14 protein-coding genes are annotated in these 12,481 nt (G+C 60.6%); 11 read left to right on the top strand and 3 right to left on the bottom strand.

The annotated features are described in order from the left end of the window. Positions 1-65: 65 nt before the first annotated feature. The 3 genes from NVV93_RS12335 to flgA form a co-directional block, all read right to left on the bottom strand. On the bottom strand, positions 66-536 hold the full coding sequence (locus NVV93_RS12335; protein ID WP_258250940.1) for a flagella synthesis protein FlgN: 471 nt from the start codon (positions 534-536) through the stop codon (positions 66-68). Positions 537-584: 48 nt separating this feature from the next. Continuing rightward, a complete protein-coding gene (flgM, locus tag NVV93_RS12330; protein ID WP_258250939.1) occupies positions 585-923 on the bottom strand; it encodes a flagellar biosynthesis anti-sigma factor FlgM in 339 nt (112 codons plus the stop codon). Between the two features lie 310 nt (positions 924-1,233). Then, the gene (gene flgA / locus NVV93_RS12325; protein ID WP_258250938.1) at positions 1,234-1,995 is read right to left on the bottom strand and encodes a flagellar basal body P-ring formation chaperone FlgA; all 762 of its coding nucleotides are present in this window, start codon (positions 1,993-1,995) and stop codon (positions 1,234-1,236) included. A 69-nt stretch (positions 1,996-2,064) separates the two neighbouring features. Between flgA and NVV93_RS12320 the strand changes: the two genes are divergently transcribed. The 11 genes from NVV93_RS12320 to flgJ all read left to right on the top strand — a co-directional run bounded on the left by NVV93_RS12320 (position 2,065) and on the right by flgJ (position 12,472). After that, positions 2,065-2,997 (top strand): chemotaxis protein CheV, encoded by a 933-nt coding sequence (locus NVV93_RS12320; RefSeq protein ID WP_258250937.1) that lies wholly within the window; start codon positions 2,065-2,067, stop codon positions 2,995-2,997. A gap of 44 nt (positions 2,998-3,041) precedes the next feature. Beyond that, positions 3,042-3,869 carry a protein-glutamate O-methyltransferase CheR gene (gene cheR, locus NVV93_RS12315; RefSeq protein WP_258250936.1) on the top strand — a complete coding sequence of 276 codons (828 nt, stop codon included), beginning with the start codon at positions 3,042-3,044 and terminating at the stop codon, positions 3,867-3,869. A gap of 379 nt (positions 3,870-4,248) precedes the next feature. Then, entirely contained in the window at positions 4,249-4,656 is a 408-nt protein-coding gene (flgB, locus tag NVV93_RS12310; RefSeq protein ID WP_258250935.1) for a flagellar basal body rod protein FlgB, read from the top strand. A gap of 14 nt (positions 4,657-4,670) precedes the next feature. Then, positions 4,671-5,120: a flagellar basal body rod protein FlgC gene (gene flgC / locus NVV93_RS12305; protein ID WP_258250934.1), complete on the top strand. Its 450-nt coding sequence runs from the start codon at positions 4,671-4,673 to the stop codon at positions 5,118-5,120. A 162-nt stretch (positions 5,121-5,282) separates the two neighbouring features. Beyond that, positions 5,283-5,960, top strand: a complete 678-nt coding sequence (flgD, locus tag NVV93_RS12300; RefSeq protein WP_258250933.1) for a flagellar hook assembly protein FlgD — start codon at positions 5,283-5,285, stop codon at positions 5,958-5,960. Positions 5,961-6,015: 55 nt separating this feature from the next. Beyond that, positions 6,016-7,503 carry a flagellar hook protein FlgE gene (locus tag NVV93_RS12295; RefSeq protein WP_258250932.1) on the top strand — a complete coding sequence of 496 codons (1,488 nt, stop codon included), beginning with the start codon at positions 6,016-6,018 and terminating at the stop codon, positions 7,501-7,503. A 314-nt stretch (positions 7,504-7,817) separates the two neighbouring features. Further along, the gene (locus tag NVV93_RS12290) at positions 7,818-8,558 is read left to right on the top strand and encodes a flagellar basal body rod protein FlgF (protein WP_258250931.1); all 741 of its coding nucleotides are present in this window, start codon (positions 7,818-7,820) and stop codon (positions 8,556-8,558) included. A gap of 46 nt (positions 8,559-8,604) precedes the next feature. Continuing rightward, a complete protein-coding gene (gene flgG / locus NVV93_RS12285) occupies positions 8,605-9,390 on the top strand; it encodes a flagellar basal-body rod protein FlgG (protein ID WP_258250930.1) in 786 nt (261 codons plus the stop codon). Between the two features lie 108 nt (positions 9,391-9,498). Further along, on the top strand, positions 9,499-10,191 hold the full coding sequence (flgH, locus tag NVV93_RS12280; RefSeq protein WP_258250929.1) for a flagellar basal body L-ring protein FlgH: 693 nt from the start codon (positions 9,499-9,501) through the stop codon (positions 10,189-10,191). 11 nt (positions 10,192-10,202) lie between these two features. After that, entirely contained in the window at positions 10,203-11,303 is a 1,101-nt protein-coding gene (locus tag NVV93_RS12275; RefSeq protein WP_258250928.1) for a flagellar basal body P-ring protein FlgI, read from the top strand. Between the two features lie 11 nt (positions 11,304-11,314). Continuing rightward, the gene (flgJ, locus tag NVV93_RS12270; protein ID WP_258250927.1) at positions 11,315-12,472 is read left to right on the top strand and encodes a flagellar assembly peptidoglycan hydrolase FlgJ; all 1,158 of its coding nucleotides are present in this window, start codon (positions 11,315-11,317) and stop codon (positions 12,470-12,472) included. Positions 12,473-12,481 lie beyond the last annotated feature (9 nt).

The following is a 12,481-nucleotide window of genomic DNA, read 5'->3' as shown; positions in this document are numbered from 1 at the left end:
ACGTCGGCAGCAGAATACTGGCGTTGTGCCGGCATGTCCCCGAACTTTCTTATTTCTTTGTGGATTCAGGCCCGGTTCAGTGGGCGCTGCGGGGCGATTCTAGCGGTGCTGCCGTGGCTGTCATAGAGGCCAGGCGTTTCATTACCGCCGCGCAAGATGCTCAGCACGCTGGTGACCGAAGTATGGCTAGCGCGGATGATCCGACCGTTGCGCAGGTTGGCGGTCTGGCAGTCTTCCAGCAGCGCGGCTAATTCAGCGCTGCGGGTGAGCAGTTCGACGCCTTGGGCGGACTGGCTGGCCACGGCTTCCAGGCCGGCCTGGTCAGGCGGCAATTCCAGGCTGGCGAGCAACTGGCTGCGCTCGTTGCCGTGGTGGGCGAGCTGGGTGAGCAGTGGCTTCTTGTCGCTCAGGAGGTTTTCCAGGCGCGGCAGGTCGCGCTCGCTCAAGGCCTGGTATTCGGCATCGATCAGCTCAAGCAATTGCTTGGCGGCGCCGATATCCTCGGTGAACAGGTGCAGCAGGGTCGTATCGTGCATTGCGGTGCTCTGGGTCAGACAGAGAAAGTCCCCAACGCAGCCCTAGGACTAACGCTGGGATTCGAAATCGAGCAATTTGCTGGCGACGCGCTGGCTGTCGACCTGGTAGCTACCGTCGGCAATCGCTTGCTTCAGGCGCTCGACACGCTCCTTATCGACAACGGGCTGACCGTTCAGCTTTTCAGTAATTTCTTGCAACTGCTTCGCCTCCTGGCTGAGTTGCACGGATTCACCGGCTACCGGTGCCTTGCCTTGCTCGGCAGGCCCTGCGGCCGGAGTGGTTTTGCTGGTGCCGACAGCCTCGGTACGGGCACCAGCCTGGGTACTGCCAGCACGCCCGGTTTGACCGGTAGTGGCAGTATTGGGCCGGTTGAAGTCGATAACCATGATGCTAAACCTCTGACGATGTTTGGACGCTTGTTCTAGTTTTTCGGCCATGGCTGAGAAAACTTTAGGGTAAAAAAGTGTGCAGTACGTCTAGAAAAGCGGGGTAACTCCTGCAGTTTAGGAAATTGGCTGTTTTCTGCCTATCGAAACCTGCCGGCCCGCCTCCTCAGAACCTGTTCACGATCTCGCGAGCTAGAGATAAACGGTGGCGAAAACGGCCGAGGAAGTGGAGTTTACGAGTTGTAAATGAGCATTCCGAGGTTGTTTTCAACGCCGTTTAGCCGACGCGCAGCAGATCATGAACAGGTTCTTACATCGCCACATCTACTTGGCCCGGCCCGGCCACCCGGGCCTTGATCACGCGCTGCGAGGCCAGATTGCGCACGCGGATCTGCGCCCCCTCGCTGCCATCGGATAACGCTTCTCCAGCCATGCGCACGTTGATGCTGCCACTACGTGCGTTGATAACTACCTGATCACCCTTGCGAATCGCCTCGGCCATTTGCAGGTGGGCGGGGGCTAGAACCTGATCGGGTTGCAAGGGGCGAGTCAATTTTTTGCCAAGCGCCTGTTCGGGTGTCGTCAGATAGCCTTGATTGAGCAGTCCGACATCGCGCTCGACCAGCGCGATGTCGCCTTGATCGACAACTCCGTTGCGCTTGAGCGGTCGGGTCACGATCAGCACCTCGCGATATAGACGTACTTGGGCAGGAACGAACAGCGACCATGGCGCGGCACCTTCGCAGCGCAGCTTGACGGTCACCCGACCGAGTGGCTGGGCGGGGCTTTCCAACGATGCGGACAGTTCTTCATCGCAGAGCGGCATGCGCAGCCGTGGGTCGAGGCGATTGACCTCGATCTCATAGCGGCCCTGAATTTCGCTGCGCTGCAGATAGTCCTCAACAGTGAACTCAAGAAAACCCTGAGTCGCGCCGATAAGAAGCTCAGGTGGGGTTGTGCTGGCATGACCCATGGCGCTGTAGCCGAATCCTGGCAAAGCCGGTAAAGCGGCCAGGATCAAGTTGCGGCTTTTTGCCATCACTCGCCGAAAAATTGTCGTTGTCTGGTTCATGACGGCTTAGTTAGCAAGGCCCGTGCCGCATATAGGCTCAAACGGTGCTTAATCAAGAGGAGGCAGGGCATGGCCGGAGTTATGGACTCGGTTAACCAGCGTACGCAACTGGTCGGGCAGAATCGCCTGGAGCTGCTGCTGTTCCGCCTGGATGGCAGACAGCTGTATGGCATCAACGTGTTCAAGGTGAAGGAGGTGCTGCAGTGCCCCAAACTCACCATCATGCCGAAATCCAATCCGGTAGTGCGCGGCGTGGCGAGCATCCGTGGCGGTACCATCCCGATCATCGACCTGGCCTTGGCCACCGGTCGTCGCGGCCTGGATGACCTGACCAACAGCTTCGTCATCATCACCGAGTACAACACCAAGGTTCAGGGCTTCCTGGTGCGTTCGGTGGAGCGCATCGTCAACATGAACTGGGAAGAAATCCTGCCGCCGCCCAAAGGCACGGGCCGCGATCACTACCTGACCGCCGTCACCCGTCTGGATCAGCAATTGGTGGAAATCATCGACGTGGAGAAGATCCTCGCCGAAGTAGCGCCGACCTCTGAGCATATTTCCGCGGGCATCATCGACCAGGAAACCCAGAGCAAGGCGCCGAGCAAGCGGGTCCTGATCGTCGACGACTCGTCGGTGGCGCGTAAGCAGGTGATGCGTTGCCTGCAAACGGTGGGCGTTGAGGTCGTTGCGCTGAATGATGGCCGCGAGGCGCTGGAATACTTGCGCGCTATGGTCGACGAAGGTCGGCTACCCGAGGAAGAGCTATTGATGTTGATCTCCGACATCGAGATGCCGGAGATGGATGGCTACACCCTGACGGCAGAAATTCGCCACGACCCGCGCATGCAGAAGCTGCATATCCTCCTGCATACTTCGCTTTCCGGGGTATTCAACCAAGCCATGGTGAAGAAGGTCGGCGCGGACGATTTCCTCGCCAAATTCCGCCCCGACGATTTGGCGTCGCGGGTGGTTGAACGCATCAAGGTAGCGGATGAAAGCTGAAGGTCTGGCTTTCGGAGATAAGTATGTTTGGTAAGGCGGCCTCAGTGTCTTCAGGTAATGTGGATTTCGAACAGTTCCGGATTTTTCTGGAAAAAGCCTGCGGCATTTTGTTGGGCAGCAATAAGCAGTATCTGGTGTCCAGTCGGCTGAACAAGCTGATGGAGCAGCACAGCATCAAGAGCCTCGGCGAACTGGTGCAGCGTATGGAGGGGCAGCCCCGCAGCGGGCTGCGTGAGCTGGTGGTGGACGCCATGACCACCAACGAAACCCTGTGGTTTCGCGATACCTATCCGTTTGACGTACTGAAAAGCCGCGTTCTGCCGGAGCTGCTGAAGACCAATCCTACCCAACGGCTGCGCATTTGGTCGGCGGCCGCCTCGTCGGGGCAGGAGCCGTATTCGTTGTCCATGGCGATCGATGAGTTCGAGCGCAGCAACCTTGGGCAGCTGCGCGGCGGCGCGCAGATTCTCGGCACCGATCTGTCCAGCTCGATGCTGCAAGCCTGTAAGACCGGCGAGTACGACAGCTTGGCGATTGGCCGGGGCTTGTCGCAGGAGCGTTTGCAGCGGTACTTCGACAACACTGCGCCTGGGCGCTGGGCGGTCAAGCCGGCGATCCGCAATCGGGTCGAGTTCCGCCCGCTCAACCTGCTCGACAGCTATGCGGTGCTGGGCAAGTTCGACATCGTGTTCTGCCGCAACGTGCTGATTTACTTTTCCGCGGAAGTGAAGAAGGACATCCTGCTGCGCATTCATGCCACGCTGAAGCCGGGCGGCTATCTGTTCCTCGGTGCATCGGAAGCGCTGAACGGCTTGCCGGATCATTACCAGATGGTCCAGTGCAGCCCGGGGATCATCTACAAGGTGAAGTGATTCGTACGTACATATAGAAGGAGGCCTAGGCCTCCTTTTTTTCGCCCCGGATTTCATCCGGGCTACGGTGCTGTGTAGGAGCGAATTCATTCGCGAACAGGGGCAACTCGAGCGGCCCCATCGCAAATGAATTCGCTCCTACAGATCCGTAGATGGGTTGAGCGAAGCGATACCCATCGCCGCGCCGTGATCGGCACAGGGGCGGCAATGCTCGCTGTCGAGCTTGCCGGGAGGCGGAAAAGGCTTGCCGCTTGATGCGGCAATGCACCAGTAATATCTATCTATATCATTGAAAAATAAGCAAAAAATAAAATGGCACGCGCCTTGCTATATCTCTGGCAGGAAAACCAGATAAGCCACTTGGCAAGGTTCGTTGACCATGAGCATCAGTTTCGACAAAGCCCTCGGGATTCATGAAAAAGCACTCGGCTTCCGCGCCCAGCGCGCCGAAGTGCTGGCCAACAACATCGCCAATGCCGACACGCCGAATTACAAGGCGCGTGATCTGGATTTCGCTTCGGTGCTCGCTGAGCAAAGCGAGAAGACCCAGCGCGGCACCTTTCAGCTGAATCGCACCAACAGCCAGCACATCGACGCGCAGGGCATCGGCATGGCCGACGCTGCGCTGCAGTACCGCACGCCGATGCAGCCGTCGATCGACCAGAACACTGTGGACGCGCAGCTCGAGCAAGCCAATTACGCGGAAAACTCGGTGCAGTTCCAATCCAGCTTCACGCTGCTCAACAGCAAGTTCAAAGGGCTGATCACCGCCCTGCGCGGCGAATAAGGGAGACCTCTGCCATGTCACTAGCCAGTGTTTTCAATATCGCCGGAACCGGCATGAGCGCCCAGAGCACTCGCCTGAACACCATTTCCAGCAACATCGCCAACGCCGAGAGCGTGTCGTCCAGCGTCGATCAGACCTACCGCGCCCGCCATCCGGTGTTTGCCACCATGTTCCAGAGCTCGCTGAGCGGCAGCGGCGACCGTGGCTCGCTGTTCGCCGACCAGGACCAGTCCGGTGCCGGCGTGCAGGTGCTCGGCGTGATCGAAGACCAGAGCACCCTGACGCCGCGCTACGAGCCGAAGCATCCGGCTGCCGACGACAACGGCTACGTCTATTACCCGAACGTCAACGTGGTCGAGGAGATGGCTGACATGATTTCTGCCAGCCGTGCCTTCCAGACCAATACCGAAATGATGAACACCGCCAAGCAGATGATGCAAAAAGTCCTGACCCTGGGTCAGTAACAGGCCGTTGAAAAATGTAGGCGAGGCAGCCGAGACAAGGCAAAAACGGCCGAAAAAGCGCAGTTTACGTGTTGTAAATGAGCATTTTGAGGCCGTTTTTAACGCCGTATCGGCAACGTAGGTAGTTTTCCAACGGCCTGGTAAGGCGCACGAGGAAGAATCATGAGCACAGATGGCGTAAGCGGTGTCGGCAGTTCGGCGCTGGACCAGTACCAGATCAAGAGCGAAACCAAGTCCAAGGAACTCGGCAAGAACGAGTTTCTCAATCTGCTGGTGGCGCAGCTGAACAACCAGAACCCGCTGGAGCCGCAAGGCAACGGCGAGTTCATCGCCCAACTGGCGCAGTTCAGCCAGGTGGAGGGCGTGGAGAAGCTCAACGACAGCATGAGTTCGTTGCTCTCCGGCTACCAGTCCTCGCAGGCGCTGCAGGCATCCTCGCTGGTCGGCCGCAAGGTGATCGTGCCGAGCGACAAGGCTGTGGTCGATACCAGCGAGACCTTCAAGGCCAGCGCGGTGTTGCCGGTTTCCAGCAGCAACGTCTACGTCAACGTCTACGACAGCGCCGGCACGGTAGTGAACCGCGTCAACCTTGGTCAGCAGGAGGCCGGCAATGTCAGCTTCATGTGGGACGGCAAGGATTCGAACGGCAATATTTTGCCGCCCGGCACCTACAAGTTCGAAGCGCAGGCGGTTTACGGCACCGAAACCAAGGGGCTGTACACCATGCTGCCGGCCAACGTCGACAGCGTCACCCTGGCCCAGAACGGCGGCGAATTGATGCTCAACCTGGCGGGAATCGGCAGCGTTGCGCTCTCCCAGGTCCAGGTCATCGGTCAGTAATTCACAGAATCAGCGTTTGCTGGAGTCGCCGGACTTACCGGCCAAGGAGTCTTGAATGGCGTTCAATATCGGTCTCAGCGGTCTGCGGGCTGCCACCAGTGACCTCAACGTTACCGGCAACAACATCGCCAACGCCGGCACGGCGGGCTTTAAGCAGTCGCGCGCGGAATTCGCTGACGTGTATGCCGCCTCGGTACTCGGCACCGGGTCCAACCCGCAGGGCAGCGGCGTGCTGCTCGCCAACGTGTCGCAGCTGTTCAACCAGGGCAACATCAACTACACGCAGAACGCCCTGGACCTGGCCATCAACGGCAACGGTTTCTTCGTCACCAGCAATGGCGGCGACGTCGGCTATACCCGGGCTGGCTACTTCGGTACCGACCGCGACGGCTATGTGACCAACAACTTCGGCTATCGCCTGCAGGGCAATACCGTCGACGGCAATGGCAATATCCAGAGCGGCGTGGTGGGCGATCTGCGTATCGAAACCTCCAACCAGGCGCCGAAAGCCAGCAGCCGCTTGACCCAGAACTTCAACCTGAACTCCGCGCAGGCTTCGCCGGCGACCTGGCAGGCGGCCAGTGACGCAGTGACCGTCGCCTCCACGACTGCCTGGATCAACGACCCTGCCAACGGCGTGGTGGATCCGGCCAACCCGACCGCTGCCGAGACAGCGGCCGCTCAGGCGGCGGTGGCAGCGGATCCAGCGGTGTCGGCGGCGGCGATTGCCGCGGGAAACGCAACGTTCGATCCCACCGATCCGACCACCTACAACTCCTCGACCTCGGTGAACATCTATGACACCCAGGGCAATGCCCACGTGTTCACCCAGTATTTCGTCAAGACCGCCGACAACAGCTGGCAGATGAATGTGTTGGTCGATGGTCGCAATCCGGCCAACCCGAGCCTGACCACGCCGGCCTCGGTGAACCTCTCCTTTAACGCGGCCGGTCAATTGGATACCACTGCGCTGGCGGCGTCGACGCCCAGCGGCTTCAGCATCAGCCCGGACGGCGTTATCAATATGAATAACTGGGTGCCGGCCGCGACCGATAACGGCACGCCAGCGGTCTGGTCGGCCAACGGTGCCATGGCCAACCCGGGCGGTATTGCGTTCGATCTGCGCACCTCCAGCCAGTTCGCCAGCGCTTTTGCGGTCAACAGCGTGAGCCAGGACGGCTATACCACCGGCCAGCTATCGGGCCTGGAAATCGATGATACCGGGGTGATCTTCGCCCGCTACACCAACGGCCAATCCAAGGTGCAAGGTCAGATCGTGCTCGCCAACTTCGCCAACGTGCAGGGCCTGACCCCGGTAGGCAAGACCGGTTGGGTGCAGTCGTTCGAGTCCGGCGAGCCGATAATCGGCTCGCCACGTACCGGTACCATGGGTGCCTTGCAGGCTGGCGCGCTGGAAGACTCCAACGTCGAGTTGTCGGATCAACTGGTCAACCTGATCGTTGCCCAGCGCAACTACCAAGCCAACGCCAAGACCATCGAAACCGAAAGCGCGATTACCCAGACCATCATCAACCTGCGCTGATAACGGGCCGGTGTAGGAGCGAATTCATTCACGATAGGTGTCTGTCGTGATCGCGAATGAATTCGCTCCTACCCTGTAGGGCGGGTGCAACCCGCCGGGACCTCTGCGGGCTGCACCCGCCCTACGTATCTCGACCTTTGCCGCAAGCGGCAAGCTTCCGCCGCTGGCTTGAATAAAAAGCTCCGTAGGGAGCTTTTTTTTTTATAAAATCCTTATCTATCAATGGTTTGAAAATAATTTCCGGGGCTGGCACAAGCTTTGCTATATCTCTGCCAACAGAGCAGCGGGCGGCAAAGTCCACCTCGGAGAGAACCATGGACAAGATGCTTTACGTCGCCATGAGCGGAGCCAGCCAGAGCACCCTGGCCCAGCGCGCGCATGCCAACAACTTGGCGAACATCTCCACCAACGGCTTTCGGCGCGACTTCGAGCAGGCGCGGTCGATGCAGGTATTCGGTGACAGCTTCCCGGCGCGGGTCTACGCGATGAGCGAGCGCCCCGGTACCGATTTCACCGCTGGCACTTTGCAGGAAACCGGCAACGGCATGGATGTCGCGGTTAGCGGCGACGGCTGGCTGGCCGTGCAGGCGCCGGATGGCGGGGAAGCCTATGTGCGCACCGCCAGCCTGAAGATCGATGCTTACGGCCAGCTGCGTACCGGCGCCGGTTTGCCGGTCATGGGCAACGGCGGGCCGATTGCCGTGCCGCCAGAGCAGAAAGTCGAAATCGGTGCTGACGGCACCATCACCATCCGTGCGCTCGGCGAAGCCCCCAACGTGATCGCTGAGGTCGACCGCCTGAAGCTGGTCAATCCGGATCTCAAGCAGATGGAGAAGGGCGCCGATGGCCTGATCCGCTACAAGGGCCAGGAGCCGCTGCAGGCCGATACCAACGTGCAGATGACCTCCGGATTCCTCGAAACCAGCAACGTGAATGCCGTCGAGGAGATGACCGCGATCCTCTCCTTGTCCCGCCAGTTCGAGCTGCAAGTGAAGATGATGCGTACGGCCGAGGACGATGCCTCGTCTGTGGCACGGGTCATGCAACTTAGCTAATTACCAGCAGGTGGCGCCATGAAACCGGCGCCCCAGGAGAATCAATATGCTTCCGGCTCTGTGGGTCAGTAAAACCGGTTTGTCCGCCCAGGACATGAACCTGACCACCATTTCCAACAACCTGGCGAACGTATCGACCACGGGTTTCAAACGTGATCGCGCCGAGTTTCAGGATTTGCTCTATCAGATCAAGCGTCAGCCCGGCGGCAACACCAGCCAGGACAGCCAATTGCCTTCCGGCCTGCAGCTGGGTACCGGGGTGCGCATCGTCGGCACCCAGAAGGTGTTCACCGCCGGCAGCCTGCAGACCACCGAGCAGCCGTTGGATATGGCCATCAACGGCCGCGGTTTCTTCCAGATCATGCAACCCGACGGCACCGTGGCCTACACCCGCGACGGTAGCTTTCACCTGAGCTCCGAAGGTCAGTTGGTCACCTCCAGCGGTTACGCGCTGGAGCCGGCGATCACCCTGCCCAACGAAGTGAAATCCTTCACCGTGGGTGAAGACGGCACGGTTTCGGTGACCACTACCGGCGACCCGCAACCGCAAATTTTGGGCAGCATCCAGACCGCCGACTTCATCAACCCGGCTGGTCTGGAAGCCATCGGCGGCAACCTGTTCCTGGAAACCGCTGCCAGTGGCGCGCCGCAGGTCGGTACGCCGGGCCTGACCGGCCTGGGTACCGTGCAACAGAACACCCTGGAAAATTCCAACGTCAGCGTGGTCGAGGAGTTGGTGAACATGATCACCACCCAGCGCGCGTATGAGATGAACTCGAAAGTCATCTCCACTGCCGACCAGATGCTCGGCTTCATTTCGCAGAATCTTTGATGGTGGGTTTGTAGGAGCGAACTCATTCGCGATCGGCGAATGAAAGCATCGCAAATGAATTCGCTCCTACGCCGCACCGTCTGGCTGAAACACCGAGAGGTAGTAGTGATGAATCGTTTTTCCCTTCTCCCGCTGCTTGGCGTCGTGCTCCTCGCCGGTTGCGTGGCGCCGCCACCGAAGGCTAACGATCCCTACTACGCGCCAGTGTTGCCGCGTACGCCGCTGCCGGCTGCGCAGAATAACGGGGCCATCTACCAATCGGGTTTCGATAACAGCCTGTACGGCGACCGCAAGGCGTACCGGGTCGGCGACATCATCACGATCACCCTCAACGAGAAGACCCAGGCGAGCAAGAACGCCAACTCGCAGCTGCAGAAAGACAGCACGGCCAATATCGGCCTGACCTCGCTGTTTGGCGGCGGCGTGAGCACCGACAATCCGCTGACCGGCGGCTCGCTGGAGCTCGGTGCCGAATACAGCGGCAGCCGGGATACCAAAGGCGACTCCAAGGCAGGTCAAAGCAACAGCTTGTCTGGCTCGGTCACCGTCACTGTGTCCGAAGTGCTGCCCAACGGCATCCTCGCGGTACGCGGCGAAAAATGGATGACCCTGAATACCGGCGACGAGCTGGTACGCATCGCCGGCCTGATCCGCGCCGATGATATCGCCACCGACAACACCGTCTCGTCGACCCGCGTGGCCGATGCGCGCATCACCTATTCCGGCACCGGTGCCTTCGCCGATGCCAGCCAGCCTGGCTGGTTCGACCGCTTCTTCATGAGCCCGCTGTTCCCGTTCTGATGAGACCGACCATGAAGCGACTGATTTCCGCCCTCTGCCTGCTGCTCGCCGCCGGCGCCGTCCAGGCCGAACGCCTCAAGGACCTGGCCAGCATCCAGGGCGTGCGCAGCAACCAGCTGATCGGCTACGGCCTGGTGGTCGGCCTCAACGGCAGCGGCGACCAGACCACGCAGACGCCGTTCACCCTGCAGACCTTCAACAACATGCTCGCCCAGTTCGGCATCAAGGTGCCGGCCAGCGTCGGCAACGTGCAGTTGAAGAACGTCGCGGCGGTGTCCATTCATGCTGACCTGCCGGCGTTCGCCAAGCCCGGTCAGACCATCGACATCACCGTGTCGTCGATCGGCAACGCCAAGAGCCTGCGCGGTGGCAGCCTGTTGATGACCGCGCTGAAAGGTATCGACGGCAATGTCTACGCCGTGGCGCAGGGCAATCTGGTGGTCGGTGGCTTTGACGCTGAAGGCAGCGATGGCTCGAAAATCACCGTCAACGTTCCATCGAGCGGGCGGATTCCTGGCGGAGCGACGGTCGAGCGGCCGGTGCCGAGCGGTTTCGATCAGGGCAACACGCTGACTCTCAATCTCAATCGCCCGGATTTCACCACCGCCAAGAACGTGGTTGACCACATCAACCAACTGCTCGGTCCAGGCGTCGCCCAGGCCATCGACGGCGGTTCGATCCGGGTCAGTGCGCCGCTCGATCCCAACCAGCGGGTCGACTATTTGTCGGTGCTGGAAAACCTCGAGATCGAAGCCGGTCAGGCGGTGGCCAAGGTCATCATCAACTCGCGCACCGGGACCATCGTGATCGGCCAGAACGTACGCGTGCAGCCGGCCGCGGTGACCCATGGCAGCCTGACCGTGAGCATCACCGAAGACCCGATCGTCAGCCAGCCGAATGCGTTCTCCGGCGGCCAGACGGCGGTGGTGCCGCGCTCCAAGGTGGATGCGACGCAAGAAACCAAGCCGATGTTCAAGTTCGCCCCCGGCACCAGCCTCGACGAAATCGTCCGGGCCGTGAATCAGGTCGGTGCATCGCCTTCCGACCTGATGGCCATCCTCGAAGCCCTCAAACAGGCCGGCGCGTTGCAAGCTGATCTGATCGTGATTTAAGGGGGGCAATAATGGATACCACTCGACTCGGCGGCAGCGCGAACCCTGACAGCGGCGCGTATACCGATCTCAATCGCCTCGGTCAGTTCAAGGTCGGCGGCGACAGCGAGAAGAACATCCGCAAGGTGGCGCAGGAGTTCGAATCGCTGTTCCTCAACCAGATGTTGAAAGCCATGCGTTCGGCGAACGAAGCGTTCTCCGAAGGCAACTTCATGAATAGCAACGAAACCAAGATGTATCAGGACATGCACGACCAGCAGCTGGCCGTGAGCATGTCCAAGGAACAGGGCATCGGTCTGGCCGACGTGCTGGTGCGCCAGCTGTCGCAGATCAAGAAGGGCAGCGCGCGGCCCAATCCGTTCGCGCAAACCGCCGAAGCACCGGCCCTGGCCGCCAGCGGCAAAAGCTTGCCGGCGGTCGATGCCAGCCGTGACGACTCGAAGTTGATCAACCAGCGCCGCCTGGCCTTGCCAAGCAAGCTGACCGACCGCCTGCTGGCCGGCATCGTGCCGTCCACCAGCGGCGTCGGCGAAGGCCAGCCGTTGGCGGAGAACGACTGGATTCCGGCGCGCACCTATGCGGCCCCGACCGACAAAGCCCTCACGCTGGACGGCAGCGATGCCATCAGCGGCCGTCGCCTGGCCCAGCCGCCGCTGGCACCGGGTAAGTCGGCGTTCAGCTCGCCGGAAGAGTTCATCGCCACCATGCTGCCGATGGCCCAGGACGCCGCCGACAAGATTGGTCTCGACGCGCGCTACCTGGTCGCTCAGGCCGCACTGGAAACCGGCTGGGGCAAGTCGATCATCCAGCAGCAGGACGGTTCCAGCAGCCACAACCTGTTCGGCATCAAGGCGCAGGGCTGGGATGGCGAGTCGGCGCGGGTGCTGACCACCGAATACAAAGGCGGCCAAGCGGTGAAAGAGGCGGCCAACTTCCGCGCTTACGACTCGTACCAGCAGAGCTTCCACGACTATGTGGATTTCCTGCAGAGCAACGGCCGCTATGGCGACGCGCTGGACGCCACCGACAACCCCACCCAATTCGTCAAGGAATTGCAGGCGGCCGGCTACGCCACCGACCCGCAGTACGCCCGCAAGGTCGCGCAAATCGCCAAGCAGATGCAGACCTACCAGACCGTTGCCGCCGCCGGCAGCGTGCCGAATAGCTGATGAGAACCT

Source organism: Pseudomonas sp. LS44 (genome assembly GCF_024730785.1).
GTDB lineage: Bacteria > Pseudomonadota > Gammaproteobacteria > Pseudomonadales > Pseudomonadaceae > Aquipseudomonas.
This window is presented reverse-complemented; position numbering and strand designations above follow the sequence as displayed.